19 protein-coding genes and 3 pseudogenes are annotated in these 20,732 nt (G+C 47.4%); 20 read left to right on the top strand and 2 right to left on the bottom strand.

Annotated features, from left to right (window positions below; all coding sequences use genetic code 11):
* Nucleotides 1-44 precede the first annotated feature (44 nt).
* From pglZ to WMO17_RS11620, 3 genes and pseudogenes are all read left to right on the top strand, one after another.
* Nucleotides 45-2,567 (top strand): BREX-1 system phosphatase PglZ type A, encoded by a 2,523-nt coding sequence (gene pglZ / locus WMO17_RS11630; RefSeq protein WP_349138162.1) that lies wholly within the window; start codon nucleotides 45-47, stop codon nucleotides 2,565-2,567.
* A gap of 29 nt (nucleotides 2,568-2,596) precedes the next feature.
* Nucleotides 2,597-4,711, top strand: coding sequence for a protease Lon-related BREX system protein BrxL (gene brxL, locus WMO17_RS11625; protein ID WP_431834748.1), 2,115 nt, complete (start codon nucleotides 2,597-2,599; stop codon nucleotides 4,709-4,711).
* Nucleotides 4,712-4,904: 193 nt separating this feature from the next.
* Nucleotides 4,905-5,927 (top strand): annotated as a pseudogene (locus tag WMO17_RS11620) (VirB4-like conjugal transfer ATPase, CD1110 family); the annotation flags it as partial.
* Between the two features lie 64 nt (nucleotides 5,928-5,991).
* Here the strand turns inward: WMO17_RS11620 and WMO17_RS11615 are convergent.
* A complete protein-coding gene (locus tag WMO17_RS11615; protein ID WP_002584957.1) occupies nucleotides 5,992-6,348 on the bottom strand; it encodes a helix-turn-helix transcriptional regulator in 357 nt (118 codons plus the stop codon).
* 398 nt (nucleotides 6,349-6,746) lie between these two features.
* Between WMO17_RS11615 and WMO17_RS11610 the strand changes: the two genes are divergently transcribed.
* The 8 genes from WMO17_RS11610 to WMO17_RS11575 all read left to right on the top strand — a co-directional run bounded on the left by WMO17_RS11610 (nucleotide 6,747) and on the right by WMO17_RS11575 (nucleotide 12,546).
* Nucleotides 6,747-6,932 (top strand): cysteine-rich KTR domain-containing protein, encoded by a 186-nt coding sequence (locus WMO17_RS11610; RefSeq protein ID WP_003431289.1) that lies wholly within the window; start codon nucleotides 6,747-6,749, stop codon nucleotides 6,930-6,932.
* A 16-nt stretch (nucleotides 6,933-6,948) separates the two neighbouring features.
* Complete coding sequence (gene rlmN, locus WMO17_RS11605) at nucleotides 6,949-7,932, top strand: 23S rRNA (adenine(2503)-C(2))-methyltransferase RlmN (RefSeq protein ID WP_002584956.1); 984 nt, start codon at nucleotides 6,949-6,951, stop codon at nucleotides 7,930-7,932.
* Between the two features lie 473 nt (nucleotides 7,933-8,405).
* Nucleotides 8,406-8,843 (top strand): sigma-70 family RNA polymerase sigma factor, encoded by a 438-nt coding sequence (locus tag WMO17_RS11600; protein ID WP_003502131.1) that lies wholly within the window; start codon nucleotides 8,406-8,408, stop codon nucleotides 8,841-8,843.
* The gene (locus WMO17_RS11595; RefSeq protein ID WP_002604473.1) at nucleotides 8,827-9,069 is read left to right on the top strand and encodes a helix-turn-helix domain-containing protein; all 243 of its coding nucleotides are present in this window, start codon (nucleotides 8,827-8,829) and stop codon (nucleotides 9,067-9,069) included. Before WMO17_RS11600 ends, WMO17_RS11595 begins: the two co-directional genes overlap by 17 nt.
* 455 nt (nucleotides 9,070-9,524) lie before the next feature.
* Nucleotides 9,525-9,698, top strand: a complete 174-nt coding sequence (locus tag WMO17_RS11590) for a transposon-encoded TnpW family protein (RefSeq protein ID WP_002604472.1) — start codon at nucleotides 9,525-9,527, stop codon at nucleotides 9,696-9,698.
* A gap of 77 nt (nucleotides 9,699-9,775) precedes the next feature.
* Complete coding sequence (locus WMO17_RS11585; protein WP_069989194.1) at nucleotides 9,776-11,449, top strand: recombinase family protein; 1,674 nt, start codon at nucleotides 9,776-9,778, stop codon at nucleotides 11,447-11,449.
* 268 nt (nucleotides 11,450-11,717) lie between these two features.
* Nucleotides 11,718-12,146, top strand: a complete 429-nt coding sequence (locus WMO17_RS11580; protein ID WP_045091531.1) for an MmcQ/YjbR family DNA-binding protein — start codon at nucleotides 11,718-11,720, stop codon at nucleotides 12,144-12,146.
* Nucleotides 12,115-12,546, top strand: coding sequence for a hypothetical protein (locus WMO17_RS11575; protein WP_349138160.1), 432 nt, complete (start codon nucleotides 12,115-12,117; stop codon nucleotides 12,544-12,546). The genes WMO17_RS11580 and WMO17_RS11575 overlap by 32 nt, the downstream gene beginning before the upstream one ends.
* Before the next feature lie 71 nt (nucleotides 12,547-12,617).
* Here WMO17_RS11575 and WMO17_RS11570 read toward each other — a convergent pair whose 3' ends face one another.
* On the bottom strand, nucleotides 12,618-12,851 hold the full coding sequence (locus tag WMO17_RS11570; protein WP_349138158.1) for an ImmA/IrrE family metallo-endopeptidase: 234 nt from the start codon (nucleotides 12,849-12,851) through the stop codon (nucleotides 12,618-12,620).
* Here WMO17_RS11570 and WMO17_RS11565 point away from each other — a divergent pair.
* The 9 genes and pseudogenes from WMO17_RS11565 to WMO17_RS11520 form a co-directional block, all read left to right on the top strand.
* Nucleotides 12,850-13,902: pseudogene (locus WMO17_RS11565) on the top strand (tyrosine-type recombinase/integrase); the annotation flags it as partial. The gene WMO17_RS11570 and the pseudogene WMO17_RS11565 sit on opposite strands and share 2 nt — an antisense overlap.
* Before the next feature lie 149 nt (nucleotides 13,903-14,051).
* Nucleotides 14,052-15,260 carry a tyrosine-type recombinase/integrase gene (locus WMO17_RS11560; protein ID WP_227147356.1) on the top strand — a complete coding sequence of 403 codons (1,209 nt, stop codon included), beginning with the start codon at nucleotides 14,052-14,054 and terminating at the stop codon, nucleotides 15,258-15,260.
* A 631-nt stretch (nucleotides 15,261-15,891) separates the two neighbouring features.
* Nucleotides 15,892-16,713 (top strand): ParA family protein, encoded by an 822-nt coding sequence (locus WMO17_RS11555; RefSeq protein ID WP_005335951.1) that lies wholly within the window; start codon nucleotides 15,892-15,894, stop codon nucleotides 16,711-16,713.
* On the top strand, nucleotides 16,670-17,605 hold the full coding sequence (locus tag WMO17_RS11550) for a ParB/RepB/Spo0J family partition protein (RefSeq protein ID WP_173816418.1): 936 nt from the start codon (nucleotides 16,670-16,672) through the stop codon (nucleotides 17,603-17,605). Before WMO17_RS11555 ends, WMO17_RS11550 begins: the two co-directional genes overlap by 44 nt.
* 12 nt (nucleotides 17,606-17,617) lie before the next feature.
* Nucleotides 17,618-17,896 (top strand): annotated as a pseudogene (locus WMO17_RS11545) (DUF5720 family protein).
* A gap of 287 nt (nucleotides 17,897-18,183) precedes the next feature.
* Nucleotides 18,184-19,062, top strand: a complete 879-nt coding sequence (locus WMO17_RS11535; protein ID WP_117453427.1) for a DUF6017 domain-containing protein — start codon at nucleotides 18,184-18,186, stop codon at nucleotides 19,060-19,062.
* 48 nt (nucleotides 19,063-19,110) lie between these two features.
* Nucleotides 19,111-19,473 carry a DUF7768 domain-containing protein gene (locus tag WMO17_RS11530; protein ID WP_027644087.1) on the top strand — a complete coding sequence of 121 codons (363 nt, stop codon included), beginning with the start codon at nucleotides 19,111-19,113 and terminating at the stop codon, nucleotides 19,471-19,473.
* Nucleotides 19,466-19,777 (top strand): DUF5720 family protein, encoded by a 312-nt coding sequence (locus WMO17_RS11525; protein ID WP_349138157.1) that lies wholly within the window; start codon nucleotides 19,466-19,468, stop codon nucleotides 19,775-19,777. Before WMO17_RS11530 ends, WMO17_RS11525 begins: the two co-directional genes overlap by 8 nt.
* A 101-nt stretch (nucleotides 19,778-19,878) precedes the next feature.
* On the top strand, nucleotides 19,879-20,379 hold the full coding sequence (locus WMO17_RS11520; RefSeq protein WP_050005939.1) for a PcfB family protein: 501 nt from the start codon (nucleotides 19,879-19,881) through the stop codon (nucleotides 20,377-20,379).
* Nucleotides 20,380-20,732: the final 353 nt, after the last annotated feature.

The raw sequence follows: 20,732 nt of genomic DNA, 5'->3' as shown, positions 1-20,732 counted from the left end.
GATATTCCCCAAAGGGCGGAATCTATCAAGTAAAGGAAATTGATATGGCAGAATTGAACCTGAAACAAATTATAGACCGCCTGAATGCGGAATTTACCGGGGAGACCCGGAAACTGGTTTTCTGGTATGATGACAAGGCAGAATTTGCCGAGGATATGGAGACGGTAGAGCTTCAGAATGCGAAGGTCTACCATCTCCAGCCGGATAACCAGTTCTATACAAAGTATTTTCTGGAGCGTGTGGATAAGACCACGAATTATCTGATTTATGCACCGTTTCCGAAGCCGGATGTAAGGGACAACCATCTGGAGGATACAATGCTGTATTCCAGACGGTTCTTTGCTGACCGTGCCTCCCTGCTGTCGGTTGACCTCGGTATCGAGGAGAAGTACAAGCCGGTTATTGAGAAGCACATCAAGTTTTTCGCCAATAAAGAGCGTACTCAGCGGTTCTATGATTTGGAAATCGAGAATTTTAATGAAGAAAATATCCTTGTCGGTCTGCTGAGTGCAGTCTGCAAGGCGCGTACCTGCTCTTTTGAGGAAGTCGTGCGCATCGTGTTGACGGATGGCGAGCTGGTGGACAATGCTTTCTTGCAGGAGTTTGAAAAATACGACCTGCTGTCTGCATTCTGGCAACTCTGTGAGCAGCATTTCGGATACACCGATACAAAACCGAGTTTGGAACGGCTGCTGGTAACGTTGTTCGTTACTTATACTGGTCGATATGTGCAGGCAGAGCTTCCAGCAGCATGGAAAAGCTTTGTCTCCTACAAGTCCGGTAATATCATCGCATTTCTCGATAGCCTGATGAACAGCGTCCTGTACCGGGACAAATACGATGCTCTGTCGGCGCACGTTGCCAAAGGGCTGAATGTTCTTTCGGCATTTGCAGGAATGCGAGTGGACGATTTGGTGGAGTGCGACACTTTTCTTGCCGTGGATCAGGTGTTGGTAAAGTGGCTCATTGGCAGACTTGTTTCGGAAGATATCGGCGCAATCGTAAACGGATTAACCATTCCGGAACTCTGTGAAAAGCGGGCTAAAATGCACTTTGGCAGAAAAACCGGGAAGACATATCAGCTGCTTTCCAGCGCGTACAGCATGGTGAAGGAAGCAGATTACCATGCCGCAGATGGCTTAAAGCCAATCATCGACCGATATCTTGCTGCGGATTACAATATGGATCAGCAGTATCGGAAATTTTACTATTATTACGACCAGCTGGAGAGCACGGAAAGCTTTGAGCCGCTTCGGGAACTGGTGGAAAATATCTACACGAACGAATATCTGGCTTGCCTGCTCCCTGCCTGGAATGCTGGAATCCAGCAGGATGCCGCATTTTCGGCAATTCCGTTGCAGCGGGAGTTTTACAATGCCAACCTGCGCTATACCAAGGAACGCACCGTGGTCATCATTTCGGATGCCTTGCGTTACGAGGTCGGACAGGAGTTGTTTGCCAGAATGCAGGATGACCCGAAATGTACGGCAAAACTTTCTGTACAGTTGAGTGTTCTTCCGTCTTATACAAGGCTTGGCATGGCAGCACTTTTGCCGCATAAGACACTGGAGATGACGGATGATTTTCAGGTACTGGCTGATGGTATCCTTTGCGATAATCTGGCAGGTCGGCAGCAGGTGCTGCAAAGCTATAACCCGGATAGTGTCTGTGTACAGTTCGATGATATCAAAAATTTGAAAGTGGCAGAGCTGCGAGATGTGCTGACAAAACGTCAGATTATCTATGTATATCATAATCAGATTGACGCGCGTGGAGACAAGGCAAATACCGAGGATGAGGTGTTTAATGCGTGTGAGGAGGCCGTTCAGGAAATCATGGACTTGATTCATCGAATCTCCGTCAGCGGCAACACCTATCATTTTATCGTCACTGCCGATCATGGCTTTATTTACAAGCGTGATAAGCTGACAGAAAGTGACAAGATTTCTGGGAAAAGCGCGGAAAAAGCATTTGTTAATCGCAGATTTATTGTGTCCAAGGCGGCACTGGAAGATGACGGCATCGACCATATGAGCATGGGACGCGTTCTGGGGAATGAGGACAGCAAGGTGGTGTCTTATCCTGTCAGCAGCAATGTCTTTAAGGTGACCGGAGGCGGTGCTAACTATGTGCATGGCGGTTCCTCACCGCAGGAAATGCTGGTGCCGGTGTTGGAGTTTAAGATGGAACGTGGTCACATGGAGACAAAGAATGCAGAGATTGCTCTGGTCAGCATCGTCCATAAGATTACGAACTTGATCACTTCCATGGATTTTATCCAGTCGGATGCCGTCAGTGATACTGTAAAAGCGGCAAAATACCGCATTTTCTTCCTCTCGGAGGACAATGAGAAAATCTCGAACGAAAACAGTTATGTGGCAGACAGTCGCGAGGAAAATGCGCAGAAGCGTATCTTCCGGATGCGGTTCACATTCAAGAATAAGAAATACGACAAGGACAAGCAATATTACCTTGTGGTTTATGACGAAGAAAGCGGTCTGGAGCAGTGGAGGCAGCCTGTCATCATGGACATTGCCTTTGCAGATGACTTTGGATTCGGATTCTGATACAGAGGAGGCAGGAATTCCGTATGGAAATGATGGATATGGCGGCAGACGATACCCGTGAAGAACTGCGCCGGAAGCTGCGCAGCAACTTTGACGGTCGGATCGTCCGCAAAGACCTGACAAAGAAAATAAAAGAAGGAGCAAATGTTCCGGTCTATGTGCTGGAGTTCCTGCTGGGTCAGTATTGTAGTTCAGACGATGAGACAATCATTGAGCAGGGCGTTCAGAATGTGAAACGCATTCTGGCAGACAATTTTGTCCGCCCGGATGAGGCTCAGAAAATTCTCTCCCAACTGCGCAAGAACGGGAGTCATACCATTATTGATATGGTGACAGTACATCTGGACATCAAAAAGGATTGTTTTTTTGCAGAGTTCTCTAACCTTGGTCTCACCAATGTGCCGATTACGGATGATTATCCGGAAAAATATGACCGGCTGCTTTGCGGCGGTATCTGGTGCATCGTGCAGCTGGAATATGAGTCTGAGGGAGACAGCAGCTTTGGAATCACGGATATAGATGGACAGCCGATTTCCTCTAAACAGAAAAAGCAGAAGGATATCTCTCCCATCAGCATCCATAAACTGACTCCGATTCAGATGCCCCATATCGACATCGAAGAAGTCCGCGAGGGACGCAAGGCATTCACACAGGAAGAGTGGATGGATGTTATGCTGCGTTCCTGCGGATATGAGCCGGAACAGTTGAACAATCGAGAAAAGTGGTTGCTGCTTGCGCGTATGCTGCCGTTGGTGGAGAACAACTTCAATCTCTGTGAGTTGGGGCCGCGCAGTACCGGCAAATCTCATATCTATAAAGAAATCAGCCCGAACAGTATCCTTGTATCTGGTGGTCAGACGACCGTTGCAAATCTGTTTTACAATATGGGGCGCAAAACCGTAGGTTTGGTGGGCTTATGGGATTGCGTTGCCTTTGATGAGGTTGCCGGAATCAAGTTTAAGGACAAAGACGGCATTCAGATTATGAAAGACTATATGGCTTCCGGCTCCTTTGCCCGCGGCAAAGAGGAAAAGGCAGCATCGGCATCTATGGTCTTTGTAGGAAACATCAATCAGAGCGTGGATGTGTTGCTCAAGACTTCCTCTCTGTTTGACCCGTTCCCGCCGGAGATGGGAACGGACACAGCCTTTCTTGATCGTCTGCATTGCTATATTCCAGGCTGGGAGATTCCGAAGTTCCGTCCGGAGCATTTCACCAACGACTACGGCTTTATCACGGATTACTTGGCAGAGTTTATCCGAGAACTGCGGAAAGAACAGTATGGTGATGCGTTGGATAAGTATTTCCGTCTTGGAAAGAATCTGAACCAGCGCGATACGATTGCTGTCCGCAAGATTGTAGGCGGCTATGTGAAATTGCTTTATCCCGATGGAGAGTTCACGAAGGAACAGATTGAAGAAATTCTTGTATTTGCGCTGGAAATGCGCCGTCGTGTCAAGGAACAGCTGAAAAAGCTGGGTGGAATGGAGTTCTATGATGTGAACTTCAGCTATATCGACCTTGATACCTTTGAAGAAAAATTTGTTTCCGTGCCAGAGCAGGGCGGTGGAAAGCTCATCCCCGATGGCATCTGCAATCCGGGACAGGTATATACCGTAAGTCAGGGCAAGTCCGGTATGATCGGCGTATTCCGCCTTGAAAGCCAGATGCTGCCCGGCAACGGAAAATTTGAGCGCACTGGCCTTGGCAGCGACCGTGATTGCAAGGAATCCACGAATACGGCGTTCAATTTCCTGAAAGCAAACGGAAATCGAATCAGTGGTAGCATCAGCACCACGATGCGGGATTACATCATCAACTATCAGGATTTACAGGGCATTGGCATGACCGGAAAGCTGGCATTGCCTACATTGATTGCACTATGCAGCATCGCTCTTGGACGGCCTACGGTCAGTACACTTGCCGTGCTGGGAGAAATAAGTATTAGCGGCACGATTCTGAAAGTGGACGAGCTTGCCAATAGTTTGCAGGTGTGCCTCGATAGCGGAGCAAAGAAAGTGCTGCTTCCGATTACCAGTGCAGCAGACCTTGGCACCGTGCCGCCGGAGCTGGTGGGCAGTTTTAATCTGATTTTCTACAGCAGTGCGGAAGATGCGGTGTTTAAGGCGTTGGGGGTAGAGTAACAGGTCTCTGAATGAAAGAAGGTGTTTTTGCTTATGCCGTATAAGGTGCAATCTTCGGAAAAATTAAGAAAATCAGGTGCTGACTTTGAGACAAAGGCGATGCTTTATCTTTTAAATTTTCGGGAAGATAGTTCGCAAATAAACTATAATAACCCGCACGGGTATATTTTTGCTACACGAGAGTGTGTGAAACGACCACAACGAAGCGATCAAGACGATCAAGCGGAAAATCACCGACCTTGACCGTATGAAAATCGAGGAACAGAAAAAGGCAATCCGCAGCGGCTACGATATGGATATAATTCCGTCCGACCTTGCCACCTACGGCGGCGAAGCGAAAAACCTTTTGCGGGATTTGCAGAGCCGGAACGAGCGAATGTTTTTGCTTACGCTGTTAGTTTTGAATGTGGCAGACACAAAGCAGAAATTGGACAACGACGTATTTCAGGCCGCAAGTATCGCACAGAAATACAACTGTATGCTCACCCGCCTTGACTACCGGCAGGAACAGGGGCTTATGTCCTCTATCCCATTGGGCGAAAACCTAATCCAAATCCAGCGGGGCTTGACGACTTCCAGCACCGCCATTTTCGTCCCCTTTACGGTACAAGAGCTGTTCCAAAGCGGCGAAGCGTTGTATTACGGCTTAAACGCATTATCGAATAACATGATTTTGTGCGACAGGAAAAGGCTGAAGAACCCTAACGGCTTGATACTCGGCACACCCGGCAGCGGCAAGAGTTTTTCGGCAAAGCGCGAGATCACCAACGCTTTTCTCATTACCGCAGACGATATTATCATTTGCGACCCGGAAGCGGAATATTACCCCCTTGTGGAACGGCTGAAAGGGCAGGTTATCAAGGTTTCGCAGAACAGCACGCAGTACATTAACCCGATGGATATAAACCTCAATTACAGCGAGGGCGACACGCCCATAGCCTTAAAGAGCGATTTTATCCTTTCCTTTTGCGAGTTGATTATGGGCGGCAAAAACGGGCTGGAAGCGGTTGAAAAGACTTTGATTGACCGCGCCGTTATCAGCGTGTACCGCAGCTACCTTGCAGACCCGAAGCCGGAGAATATGCCGATTTTGGGCGACCTCTACAATGAAATCAAGAAGCAGCCGGAAAAGGAAGCGCAGCGTATCGCGTCGGCATTGGAACTCTATGTAAATGGCAGTTTGAACGTGTTTAACCACCAAACAAACGTTGACATTTTGGACGCAAAAAAAGATTGCAGCCGCCATGCGCTGCAATCTCCCGATTTCTCATATTGTGAGGTTAATCCTCTGCTTTTTCGACTTCCGTTATCTCCCTTGCTGTTGCGGTTACAATCCGTATGCCTTTATCGCTCATACCGTCCAGCAGCGCGTCAAGCTGCCGCCGCCCGGTGGATTTCTCCGCATTGCTGTTCGGGAAGAAAAATTGATCTACCGAAATATGATACCGGGTTACAAGGTCATAGAATACCTGTAAACTCGGCTGTTGTCCCTTGTTCTCGATATTCGCAAGGTAGCGCGGGGAAATATATAACTCGTCGCTTACCTTTTTGCGGCTCTCGCCGTATTCATTTCTCGCGGCTTTTATAGCTGCCCCGAAAGCCTTAAAGTCGTACAATGGTACGGGTCTTTTTGCCATTTTCATTCACCCTGTTACATTTTACAGTTCACCTTTCTTTTTGGATATGTCCACACAATTCATATCATTAGGTTAAATACTTCCTGTTGTGTATTGACAGTAGACTGATTTTCTGATAAAATAAAATTTATGTAAAAGGAGGCGGCGTTTATGTTGCATAGCATGCGTATTAGATAAGCATTGAAAAAAAGGATTTTCCCATTTTCAACATGGGCTTTTTTGTCATGCTTATTTTGCGGATGCTATACAAAAAACTAACGACGTATAGATATAGTATAGACATAGTGCAAGCTATGCCTTAGTTTTGTTGTACTGCTCTGTGCATTATAAATGCAGGTCAATGCTCATGTTGAGGATTGACCTGCATTTTTTTGTGTAAAAAGGACGAGTGAAATATAATGCTTAAAAAATATTGGATAAAATGTCCGATTTGTAACGGAAAGACGAGAGTTCAAGTATTTCATAATACTGTATTAAAAGATTTTCCTCTTTTCTGCCCTAAATGCAAATTGACGCATATCATTGATGTAGAAAAATTAGAGATTGTAATCAAAAATACAGAAAAACAAACTTTTATTATTTAGAAGAAAGGATATAAAAATGAAACGTTTACCTAAATATACGCCTGCGGAAGTACGGAATGATCCATACGGATTTACTTACAAAGAAATGTCGGAAGTTATTGGCGAGAATGAAGCAAAAGCCTTATATGAAGAATTATATAAGCAATTACCACGCAAAAAAAATCTATCAATGTTGGTAAAAAATATTTGCAAAAGCAGTGATACTGAAAAGTATGTTTACGAACTGAAAGACAACAAATACATTGAAACGGTTTTTATCAAGCGGCGAGATGGTGGAACTGTTTGCGTGAGCACACAAGTCGGTTGTCCTGTTGGTTGTATTTTTTGTGAGTCCGGGCGAAATGGCTTTGTTCGTAATCTAACATCGTCAGAAATCGTACAACAGATTATATTGTTGCGTCGAAAAGTAAACCGTATCGTTTTTATGGGTATGGGAGAGCCTTTATTCAATTATGACAACTTGATAAAAGCAATCCATATTCTCCGAGATAGATATGGGCTCAACTTTCCAACCGACGGCATTACCATATCAACAGTTGGTCCGGTCGATCAATTAAAAAAATTGCGCGAGGAACATCTTAAAATTCAGTTGACAATATCTTTACACGCAGCAACACAATCTGCAAGAAATCGTATTATTCCTCACATGCGCATATATGCTATTGAAGATGTTGTTAAGCAAGCCTTATCCTATTCTGAAAGGCATAATCGCAAAATTGTCTTTGCGTATTTGCTTTTACCGGGTATAAATGACCGGCCCTCAGATGTAAGACAACTTGCAAAATGGTTTCGGGGCAAAAAAGTTATGATTAACGTGTTACAATACAACCCAACAAGCAATTCAAGAATTAAAGCACCACAGAAACGGGAAATAGTTGCATTCAAACATCAATTAGAGCAAGCAGGACTTGAAGTTACTATGAGAGTTTCTCATGGCAGAGAGATTAACGCGGCTTGTGGACAGTTAGCTAACACATATAATAAATTCAAAAAAAAATGATTAAAAGTGCCAGACGCATAGACGCAGAGCCGATAACGCATTAGGTCAAAAAACCTATGTGTTATCGGCTTTTTTATTTAATATTGCGCAAAAGCCGCTGTTCCCTATTATAGAATGGATTGCGGGTAGTGTATTAAAGTCGCCCTTTTTTAAGGATACGGCGGTATCGGGGAGGTATCGCCGTGTCCATTTTTATTTACTGTAACCCGCCTAATGCTTTGCGGTCAAAAAAAGCTATGCTCCGCAAGCGGGATATTCCGGCTATGAGTATGAACTGTCAATACATCTAAATACTTCTTACATTTCCTTTGCGCTCGTCCGCGTCTTGCGGACGGGCGCATTTTGCTTTTTTCAACTTTTTTCTGAAAAACGCACTCAAGAGCCATCTCCCGAACGGGTACGGAGCGAAAGGGGCAGAGAGGACAAGCCCTTAACTCCCGTCCTCTACTCCACGCGGGAAGGAGGTGAACTCTATGGAGCTATCTTCTTCCGACAAGGAAAGAATACAACATCAGTACGACGCATTAGCAAAGAAAACTTTGGTTGGCGAAGCGAAAAGCCACCGCCGCACTCTTGCGAAACGCGCAGCACGCGAAGTACCTTTTTCGGATTTGAGCGAAAGCGAACTCGCGCAGCTTTTCACAACGGACGAATACAAAAGCGATTATTTCCGTTTTCAAGTGTCCGGCTTTGATGTACTCGTCAAAAATGAACTGCTTGCCGAAGCCCTTAACGCTTTGCCCGAAAGGAAACGCGACATTATCCTTTTGTCCTACTTCTTGGACATGAGCGACGCGGAAATTGCTGAACTGCTGAATGTTGTACGCACGACGGTTTTCCGGCACAGGAAATCCGCGCTTGCGAAAATCAAACAGTATTTGGAGGGAAAAGCAGATGATGAATACCGTTAGGAAATCTGAAAATCTGTTGCCGTTCCCTGTCATTTCCGCAGCGGCAAACGGCGACACAACCGCCATGTGCGCGATCTTGAAGCATTACGAGGGTTACATAGCGAAACTTTGTACCCGCACGCTGAAAGACGACGCGGGCAATACCTATTCCTATGTGGACGAGGAAATGCGTAACAGGCTGCAAGTGCGCCTTATTACCCGCACCCTTGCTTTTCATGTAGGATAATCTTTTAGCCCATGCGGGGAGCGTGTCCCCTTTCCACGCTTCCCGTTATGGGCTATTTGTCGTTCCGTAACAGCACATCGGAAACGGTGTACTGTTACAGGCCGACAAAGCCTATTGTTCCTTGACAAAGAAAGCGGCCTTTGGTGCGCAGCATAACAGGCAACGGGTACATTCCGTCTGTACCGAGCCGGGCGGCGGGTACGCCATGACCGCTTTTCCCCGTTGGGGAAAAGTCGAGCGAGAACTACCGCGCCGTAAAACAAGTTTAGCAGCTTGTGGGCGACGACATACAAGGCGGCACAATGATACTCCCGCGTTGAACACCCTCAAAGTATTGCGCGGCGCACCCATAAGCATGGGCCGGGGTGAAACTCCCGTGAGGTTGCAGCTAACAACCGCCCGTTTTGCCTTTTGACGAATATAGTTTATCCATACAGGAAAAGGAGGTTTTTCTAATGGATAAAAAACAGACAATTACAACCGAACGCAAAATAGGGAAAATCACCTATCTTGTTCAAGCGTTGCCGAGTGAAAAGGCAACCGATACAATCCATAAAAAGATTGAAAAACTCATTGTAAAGGATTTGCAGAAAAAGCCCGGAAATCCGGGCTTTTTAGCGTCCGAGTAGTGCATTAGGCGGCGGGATATGGTATAATGATAGCAACACATTATACCTGTTTATTCGGCTGTCGGAAAGGAGGACTAATGTTACAGTCGAATAAAATCACCGCCCTTTACTGCCGTTTAAGTCAAGAGGATATGCAGGCCGGAGAAAGCGGAAGCATACAGCACCAAAAAATGATACTTCAACGCTATGCGGACGAACACCATTTTTTGAACACAAAGTTTTTTGTGGACGACGGATTTTCCGGCGTGAGTTTTGAGCGCGAGGGGCTGCAAGCGATGTTGCAGGAAGTGGAAGCCGGACGAGTGGCGACGGTTATTACCAAAGACCTCTCCCGTCTTGGCAGAAACTATCTGAAAACGGGCGAACTCATAGAGATTGTATTTCCCGAAAACGGAGTGCGCTATATCGCGATTAACGACGGAGTTGACACAGCGCGGGAGGATAACGAGTTTACCCCCTTGCGGAACTGGTTTAACGAGTTTTACGCCCGCGATACAAGCAAGAAAATCCGTGCAGTTAAACAGGCACAGGCGCAAAAAGGCGAGCGTGTCAACGGGGAATATCCATACGGCTATATCCCAGACCCGAACAACCGCCACCACCTTATACCCGACCCGGAAACCGCGCCGATTGTCAAACAGGTTTTCGCTATGTTTGTTAGCGGCGTGCGTATGTGCGAAATCCAAAAATGGCTTGCGGAAAACAAAGTCTTGACGATTGGAGCGTTGCGCTATCAGCGCACAGGACAGGCGCGGTATCAGCGGGCAATGATCGCCCCCTATACTTGGCCGGACAAAACGCTCTATGACATATTAGCAAGGCAGGAATATTTAGGGCATACCATAACCGCGAAAACTCACAAGGTATCCTACAAGTCGAAAAAGACCCGGAAGAACGAAGAAGAACAACGCTATTTCTTCCCAAACACCCATGAGCCGCTTGTTGACGAGGAAACCTTTGAACTTGCGCAAAAGCGGATTGCTACCCGCCACCGCCCGACAAAAGCAGCGGAGATTGATATTTTTTCCGGCTTGCTGTTTTGCGCTGGTTGCGGACATAAGATGTATTACCAACAGGGCGTAAATATCGAGCCGCGCAGGTTTTCCTATTCTTGCGGCGCATGGCGCAACAGGGCAAGGACAGGCAGCGAGTGTACCTCTCATTATATCCGCAAAAACGTACTTCTTGATTTAGTGCTGGAAGATATGCGGCGGGTTTTGCAGTATGTTAAGGAACACGAACAGGACTTTATCTGTAAAGCTACCGAGTACGGCGACATGGAAGCGAGAAAGGCATTAGCGCAGCAGCAAAAGGAACTTTCCAAAGCACAGGCGCGTATGACCGAACTTGACACGCTTTTCCGCAAGCTGTACGAGGACAACGCATTAGGCAGACTGACAGATGAACGGTTTGTGTTTCTAACTTCCGGCTACGAGGACGAAAAGAAATCCCTTGCCGCAAGGATAGACGAGTTACAACAGCAGATCGCAACCGTTACCGAGCGAAAAAGGGATATATCAAGGTTTATTCAGATTGTCGGGAAATACAGCGACATACAGGAATTGACCTATGAAAACGTCCATGAGTTTATCGACCGTATTTTGATACATGAATTAGACCGGGAAACCAACACCCGGAAAATCGAAATCCATTACAGCTTTGTCGGACAGGTTGATACCGAGCAGGAGCCGACGCAAGTTGTCAACCATGACCGCCGTAACATGGTAGATGTAAAAAGTATCGCTATCTAACCCCAGCAAACAACAAGCCGGATTTCAGAATTCAGGTAAAAGGTTTGTTCGGGACAGAAGAGAAACGGTTTGAAGTGGTTGGTGGTGATAAAAAAAGACCAGCAACCAAGAAGAAATCTGACCTGGGCTGGATTGATCGGCTGGAAGAGATTGATGCTGCGCTGGATGATTTCTGATATCAATGCAGTGCGGAGAGTTATCTGAGGCAAAACTTTGTGCAACAGGTTGTTGCACAAAACCACACATAAAACAGCGGGGAAGCGATGGAGTGACACGACAGGAATTATTTACATGGATACGCCAGCAGTACGGCACAGAGCCGGAATACCCCTGGCATGACTGGAATGCGGTGCTGCGGCACAACGACAATAACAAATGGTATGGTGTAGTTCTGGAAGTATCTGCTGATAAGTTGGGACTGCCGGAAGCAGGCATCATTGATGTCCTTAATGTGAAAAGTGATCCGCTGCTGATCGGCTCTCTTCGTGGGCAAGACGGCTATTTTCCAGCCTATCACATGAATAAGGAAAAATGGCTCAGTATTCAGCTTGGCAAACCAGAACTGGATGATGCCATCAAAGACCTGCTTTCTTTGAGCTATGAGCTGACAGCACCGAAAAAGCGTAAACCAAAATCATCAGCAAAAAATCCGGGAGATTCCGCGAATGGCAAAGAAAAAGAAACTGACGAAGGCTGAGCGAAAGGAAGCACGCCTCCGAAAAGGCAAGCAGTGGCTGCTCACCTATACCGGCTCGCCGAAAAAGATGAACAAGCATTACCGGGAACGCTTTCATGTGGATGCCGTGACTGCCGCTAAAGATTTGCAGGAGTTGGGGGTCAATTATACACAGGAACAACTCGACCAGATTAAACGGGCTGAAGAACAGCGGCTCCGGCAGCGAAGAATGGAGCGGGATGCGAAAGAACGAGAACGGCTGACAGAACTGTATGAGGACTGCGACGGTCGTTTTGCTTTTATCGCTGGATATACAGATGGCGGCGCACCGTATGGTGTGATGTGGGAAGAAGTCGGCATTGATCCGGGACTGCCGTTTGAGGAAAAAGTGAAGCTCTATCACATGCAGATGTTAGGCTGATAATTGTGCAGACGGCATCTGCACAATTTGCAACAAAAAAGAGGAGCCGGTCAAGGCTCCTCGAAGATAGGTTATTTCAAAAAGTTGCTTTTATGTTCCAGCGCGTGCAGATTGTATCCAAGTGTGGCCAGGTGTGCTACCTTCAGCGCAACCAGATTGATGTCGGTGGACATCGCACTGGCGATCTGCTCGGCTGTATAACCATACTCATAGATGTAGCGAAGGACTTCATCGCTGTCCATCAGGATTTCTGCTGCTACGATATTGGCCTCATATTCCGGTTTGGATTTCATGTCATAGAGCATTGAGGATAATACATTTCGCAGATCATCCCCCACAGTAAAGGAGTATTGCGAAAAGTGGCTGTTGTTACAATCTGCACAGGTAAGAGCCACTACGTTGACGGATTACACATCGAAAGTAAAACGGCATATTATAAAGCCTCTGGGTCATATGAATATAGCAGATGTTACAGCGGATGATATTCGTCTGGCACTGGTTCCGGTATCCAAAAAATCAGCGTCTGTGTACAAATCGGTCAATATACTTTATAAGAGTATTTTTGCGGCGGCAAAGGAAAGCAAAGTGATTCAGGACAATCCTACAATTTATTTGTCTGGAAAGAACGGAGGCGTTCCTCAAAAAGAGAAAACCCCTTTGACTGATGATCAGGTGGAGAGATTGCTGGATGCGATAAGAGGACTGCCGCCGTATGTATTTGTGATGCTTGGTTTGTATGCGGGGCTTCGGCGAGAAGAAATTCTTGCATTGCAGTGGGATTCGGTTTTTCTGGATGAAGCAGCACCGTATTTGAAAGTGTGCAGAGCTTGGCATACAGAACACAATCGACCAGTAATAATGTCTGAGCTGAAAACAAAGGCTGCTCATCGAGATGTACCGCTTCCTGATTGCCTGGCTAAATGTCTGAGAGAAGCAAAGGAGAATTCAACATCAGACTATGTTGTTGCGAACAGCGAGGGCGAACCGCTTTCATATACGCAGTTTAAGAGGCTCTGGCAGTATATTGTGACCCGAACCGTAAAGGAACGGAGCTACTACCGTTATGAGAATGGAAAACGAGTGAAGCATACAGTGAAACCGGTGCTGGGCGAAAGAGCTGCGCATAATGGAAAGGTGGTTTATAGCTTAGACTTTGAAGTGACACCACATTTGCTGCGGCACACTTATATTACAAATCTAATTCACGCATCGGTTGATCCAAAAACAGTTCAGTATCTTGCCGGTCATGAGAACAGCAAGATAACGATGGACATTTATGCAAAGGCAAAGTATAACCGGCCGGTTGAACTGGCGGGCATATTAGAGGATACCTTTACACTGTGGGATGCAGAATAGGCCAGACCGTTTCATGAATGAGATCAAAAAGAGTAGGGATAATCCCTGCTCTTTTTACATATAGCGACATCCTTGAGAACCGGAGCAGCATTCTGGATAATTAAAGAGCAAAGATCAATTTGGATATCAAGAAAATGGAGGAAGCAATAATGGCAAGAAAAAAAGTAGTGCCGGAATATGGAACAATTATGAAGAGGGGGGTTCAATATTACAGAACACGAATGCAGGATGCGGATGGAAAATGGATTTCGCTATATGCACAGACTCCTGAAGAGCTGTACGATAAATCCGTTGAGATGAAGCGCAGTATTGAGGATGAAATATTCCGGAAGAATAATCCGACAGTAGCTGAGTATTGCGAAAAATGGTTGAAGATGCGCTCGGCGAGTGTGCGAGAAAACACATTGAGCGGATATGAGCGCACGATAAGAAAATACATTATTGGAGCTATTGGAGATATGTATATGGACGAAGTGACGACCGATGACCTTCGTTTGCTGCTGGTTCCAATCTCCAAGCAATCAGCTTCCCTGTACAGCAAAATGAATATGCTGATCAAATGTGTTTTCTATTCAGCAGAAGAAAGCAAAATCATCAGTTATAATCCGGCTGCGTCGCTTTCTGCAAAAGGCGGAACACCAAAGCAGGAAAAGAAGGCATTGACGGATGAGCAGGTGAAAATTCTTCTGGATACAATCAGGGGATTACCACCGTATGTTTTTGTAATGATTGGGTTATACGCAGGGTTGCGGCGGGAAGAAATTCTTGCACTGCGATGGGATTGTGTTTTCCTGGATGGTGCCACCCCATATATTTCGGTACGGCGAGCATGGCGTTCTGTGAACAATCGTCCAGTGATTTCAACAGAATTAAAAACGCCAGCAGCTAAAAGGGACATTCCTATTCCGGGCAAGCTGGTGGAATGTTTGAAAGAGGCAAAAGAAAAGTCAAAATCGGAATATGTGATCTCGGACAGGAATGGTAATGCTTTGGCTGAATCTCAGTTCGTGAGGGTGTGGAAGTACATAGCAGTTCGTTCTACGGAAGAACGCTGCTATTACACCTATGTGAATGGGCAGAAGATTAAGCATGTGGTAAAGCCGAAGCTTGGTGAGCATCAGCCGAACAATCCGAAGTTGGTATATACGATGGATTTTCAAGTGACACCGCATCAATTGCGTCACACTTATATCACGAACCTGATTTATGCTTCGGTTGATCCTAAAACCGTACAGTATCTTGCCGGACACGAAAACAGCAAGGTGACTATGGATATTTACGCCAAAGTCAAGTATAATAAACCTGCCCAATTACATGGGGTGATCAACAGAGCAATCGACACATCAAAAAAAGATTAGGGTTAAAATCCGACAAAAGCCTACAAAATCGTGGGTTTAAGAACTGGTGGACGAAGAGCAAAAAGCTTGAAAAACCGCGTAAAATCAAGCAAAATCGAGCTTAGGTTTCGTGAAGTACGGTCTCAAAGCAGCCCGTCGCGCTCCGCAGTTCAGCAAGCGATAATCGACTGCTCAGACTATATCAAAATGGTTCAAAAACCCCGGAAAATCAAGGTTTTCCGGGGTTTTCTTATACCTAAACGGGCTGATATAGTTTGACTTGATTTGACCAAACGAGAGCCGTTTTCACCCAATTTTTAGTGGTTAAATATAGGACAACCGGCAAAAATGGGGTCAAAAAACGGCCTTAGTGGTTAAAAAATAGGACAACCAGAGAGCAATTTCGGGGGTATTTTTGAGGGTGATTTGGCACTCTCAGACACCGGATTTTTCGCTGGAGGGTTTGGCATAATCTGACCAAATCTGAACAATTAAATACGATTCTAATGCAGGCACTCAGTAACAAATAACTGGGTGCTTTTTTGGTTTCAGAGATTCCGGCATTAGAAAGGGCCGTCACTTTATGATTTTGAAGTGGCGGCTTTTTCTATTTCCAGAAGCAACAGCAATAATTAGAAATGAGGTGAAGTCAATGAACACGCAAATCATCGCCATCGCCAACCAGAAAGGCGGCGTTGGCAAAACAACAACCTGTGCGAACTTGGGAATAGGTCTGGCACAGGCCGGAAAGAAAGTGCTTCTGATCGACGGGGACCCACAAGGAAGCCTGACAATCAGCTTGGGAAATCCGCAACCGGACAAGCTGCCATTTACACTGTCGGATGCAATGGGCAAAATTCTGATGGATCAGCCTATACGCCCCGGAGAAGGTATTCTGCATCATGCAGAAGGCGTTGACCTGATGCCTGCGGATATTCAGCTTTCCGGCATGGAGGTTTCTCTGGTAAACGCCATGAGCCGTGAAACGATTTTACGGCAATACCTGGACACACTGAAGGGACAATATTCCCATATCCTGATTGACTGTCAGCCCTCGTTGGGGATGCTTACGGTCAATGCGCTGGCGGCTGCGAACAGGATCATCATTCCCGTGCAGGCAGAGTATCTGCCCGCCAAAGGACTGGAACAGCTTCTATCTACGGTCAGTAAGGTGAAACGGCAGATCAATCCAAAGCTCCAGATTGACGGTATCCTGCTGACGATGGTGGATAACCGCACCAACTTTGCAAAAGAGATTGCTGCTTTGCTGCGGGACACCTATGGAAGTAAAATCAAAATCTTTGGAACGGAGATTCCACACTCTGTCCGTGCAAAGGAAATCAGCGCAGAGGGAAAAAGTATTTTCGCCCATGACCCTGGCGGCAAGGTGGCAGAGGGGTATCGAAATCTGACGAAGGAGGTGTTGAAACTTGAAAAGCAGCGCGAAAAAAATAGAGCTGGCCTCGGTAGATGATCTGTTCTCCACCGAAGAAGGCCGTCAGGATGCAAAGCTGGAAAAGATTCAGGAGATTCCGCTGTCTGAACTGCATCCCTTTAAGAACCACCCATTCAAAGTCAAGGATGACGAAGCCATGATGGAGACCGCTGACAGTATCAAGCAGTATGGCGTTCTGGTCCCGGCGATTGCTCGACCGGACCCGGAGGGCGGTTATGAACTGGTGGCCGGACACAGACGGCACAGAGCAAGTGAACTGGCAGAAAAAGAGTCCATGCCGGTAATTGTCCGTGATCTGGATGATGATGCCGCCACGATCATTATGGTTGACAGCAACCTGCAACGAGAAAGCCTGCTTCCAAGTGAGAGGGCCTTTGCCTATAAAATGAAACTGGATGCCATGAAACATCAAGGAGAGCGAGTGGATTTAACTTGTGCCCAACTTGGGCACAAGTCCGATGGTAGGAAATCCAGAGATGTTTTAGCTGAACAGGTTGGGCAGAGTAAAAATCAAATTCAGAGATTTATCCGCCTGACGGAGCTTATCCCCGAACTGCTGGATATGGTGGATGAAAAGAAGATTGCCCTGAACCCTGCCTATGAGCTGTCCTTTCTCAAAAAGGAGGAACAGGTAGACCTGTTGGACGCGATGGACAGCGAACAGGCTACCCCTTCTCTTTCTCAAGCCCAGCGGCTCAAGAAATACAGTCAGGAGGGGCATCTGACCCTCGATATGATGCGTGTCATCATGGGTGAGGAAAAGAAAAGCGATCTGGACCGAGTGACATTTACCTCTGACACCTTGCGGAAGTATTTCCCTAAAAGCTATACGCCCCAGCGGATGCAGGAAACCATCATCAAGTTGCTGGAGGCATGGCAGAAAAAGCGTCAGAGAGACCAGGAACGATGAAAGGAGCCGCCTATGAGGGATATTTCAGCCCGTGAGCTGAAAGGACACAACATTCTCGCCGTAGAGAGGTTTTGAGATAACACCCGCTGGATGATTGAGTTTTCCGTCCTGCGTCCCAGCACAGCTTACGGTAGTCCCGGAGAGGAAATGCGGTTGTTTTTAACCGAGGACGGGTATCAGGCCGCCCTGCAAAGCCAGCAGCGCCGGGAGATCAAGATCAAGCGTTACGCTCGTGTGATTGAGGGACATATCCTCGATTTCAAACCGGGAAAACACCGCCGCCACTCATAAACAAATCATTACTGCGAAAGGAAAGGATTGAAATGTGTACTGTAAAGGAAATCCGGGAAGCAATCCGGGAGGATTGCCATTCCCAGCATGGTATGGAATTTATAGAGATTGACCGTGTTCTGCAAACTCTGCCATTCTCTCAGGGAAATGACCTGTTGGATAAACCGCCCATTTCCAAGCGCCCCTACCGGCGCAGAAAAAGTGAACAAAACAGCTGACTGCCACAATTCTTTTTACAGGATTGTGGCTTTTTTCATACCCTGAGAAATTTGGAAGGAGTGAGGTCGATGGCCGTTTTTCGCATTGAACGGACCCGTGATTATACCGTGATGAGCAATCATCATTTACGAAATGCAAATCTGTCGTTAAAAGCCAAGGGGCTGCTTTCCATGATGCTGTCTTTGCCAGAGGACTGGAATTACACCACCCGTGGTCTTGCAAAGATTTGTAAGGAGGGCGTGGATGCCATAGGCGCTGCGTTGCGGGAATTGGAGGCTGCCGGTTACATTGTGCGGCACAAACTGCGTGACCGCCAGGGACGCATCAGTGATACGGAGTATGTCATATATGAGCAGCCACAGCCGAAGAACCCGGATACGCCCCAGCCGGATATGGCTTCACCAGATACGGAAAACCCGGATATGGTAAAACCGGATACGGAAAAGCCCGCAGAATTAAATATAGAGAAATCAAATACAGAAAAAACAATTACTTATGGATCAAGTACCGATTCTATTCCCTTCCGGGAGGCAGCGGCAGCACAGCTGCCGGAACGGAAAGGAAGGGATGCGATGTCTGTCTCAGAGATGGAAAGTTATCGGGATTTGATTTTGGAGAACATCGAGTATGACCACCTGTGCCGGGAGTTTACCACCTATCGGGAGGACCTGGACGAGATTGTGGAGCTGATGGTGGAGACCGTCTGCGCCAAGCGGAAAACCACCCGGATTGCTGGCAGCGACTTCCCCCATGAGGTGGTCCGCTCCCGTTTTTTGAAGCTGGATTGCTCCCACATCGAGTTTGTCATGGAATGCCTGCGGAACAATACCACCGAAATCCGCAACATGAAGCAGTATCTGCTTGCGGTGCTGTTTAATGCGCCGACCACGATCAGCAACCACTACACCGCACAAGTCAACCACGATATGTACGCAGGCGGCTGGTAAACAGCCGCTTTTCTGCTACCCGAAAACACCGGGAGAAAGGATTTTGCCATGAAACGACCTCTTGCCTACATTACGGCTCCCTGGAGCAACAGCCAGTATGAGAACGCCGAGAACGCTGCGGCCTACTGTCGTCAGGTGTACGACGCCGGGTATTCGCCCATCTGCCCGGTGCTGTTCCTGCCTACCTTCCTCAAGGACGAGATTCCCCAGGAACACAAGGACGGGCTGGATATGGCGCGGGACTACCTGCGCCGGTCCCATGTGCTGGTGGTCTGCGGCCACGGCATCGACGAGACCGTGAAGAATGACATTGCCACCGCCGAGCGCCTGCGGATCACCGCCACCACCCTGGACGGTATCCTGGCCGTGAAGGGCCAGGGACGCGGGAAAGGAGGCGCACGCCATGCCTGAGCGTAAGACCGTGGGCCAGCTGATGGAGGAAATGCGCCTCAAAGCCGGGGCGCAGAACTACCACGGCCATGAGTACATGGATTTGGAGCGGTTTGCCGAGGACACCCGGCACATGATTATCTTCGATGTGCTGACCGACGATTCCCCGGTGGGCTGGAAAGGTGAACGAACCCGCCTGTTTCTGACGGAGGCCGGATACCAGAAAAGCCTGGAGAACCAGGAAAAGGGTCACATCAAGATTCTCAGCCATGCCAAAGTGCGCCAGGACCATCTGTACTATGAACGCTCCGATCAGCTGCGCTGAAAGGAGCCTGCCATGCTGAAATACCTGCTGCGGCGGCTGGTGGTCCCGCCTTAGTATCAAGCGCCACCCCTGCAAAATCCGTGGAAAGGAGGCGATGACCTATGCAGGAGGAAGTGGAAAACAGGACTTTGACGCTGGTAGTCAGCGGAACAAAGTTTACCGGGCGGTTGATGAAAGCCGCCATCACCAAGTACCTTGCCCACCGCAAGGAAAAGAAGCTGCAAAAGCAGAGAAGCCGTGACGCGCCTGTGAAGCCCCAGGGCAAGCAGACGGTGAAACAGCTGATTGGTCAGAACCAAGGGGTTTCCAACATCGAGATCACCGACCCCTCCATCAAGGAGTTTGAGAAGATCGCCCGGAAATACGGCGTGGACTATGCGGTGAAGAAGGACCGCAGCAGCTCCCCACCCAAGTACCTGATCTTTTTCAAGGGTCGGGACGCGGATGCCCTGACCGCTGCTTTTACCGAGTACACCGGGAAAAAGGTCAGGAAGGCGGAGAAATCCGAGCGTCCGTCTGTGTTGGCAAAGTTGAGCCAGTTCAAAGAGCTGGTGAAACACGCCGTCGTGGACCGGAACAAGCGAAAGGAGCTGGAACGATGAAAAAGACATTGGACATTATTATCAATACAATGGCAATACTGTTGAGTACTGCGTTGAAATTGTGAAGCAGGAGGCCGCAGATGGACAAGGTGAAGCGGCAGACTATATGGTGATTTTTGCCAAAAAACATGATGGGGAGGAAGGCGGAGAAATCTGGACGCCGCCGGCACTCTGATATTTTTTGATACCAGCATCCCTGTATAAACCCGGAGAAAAAGATTTGACAAAGCTTTCCGGCAAAAGAAAAACGCTTCAGAATTTCTTCTGAAGCGTTTTTGTTCAAGTCGGCGACTACCTATTTTCACGCGCCGTTTCCAGCGAACTATCTTCGGCACAAGTGAGCTTAACTTCTG

Source organism: Faecalibacterium faecis, assembly GCF_040096475.1.
In the GTDB taxonomy this organism is placed as follows: Bacteria; Bacillota; Clostridia; order Oscillospirales; family Ruminococcaceae; genus Faecalibacterium; species Faecalibacterium taiwanense.
Note: the sequence above shows the minus strand (reverse complement) of the source record. Positions and strands in the feature narration are given on the sequence as shown.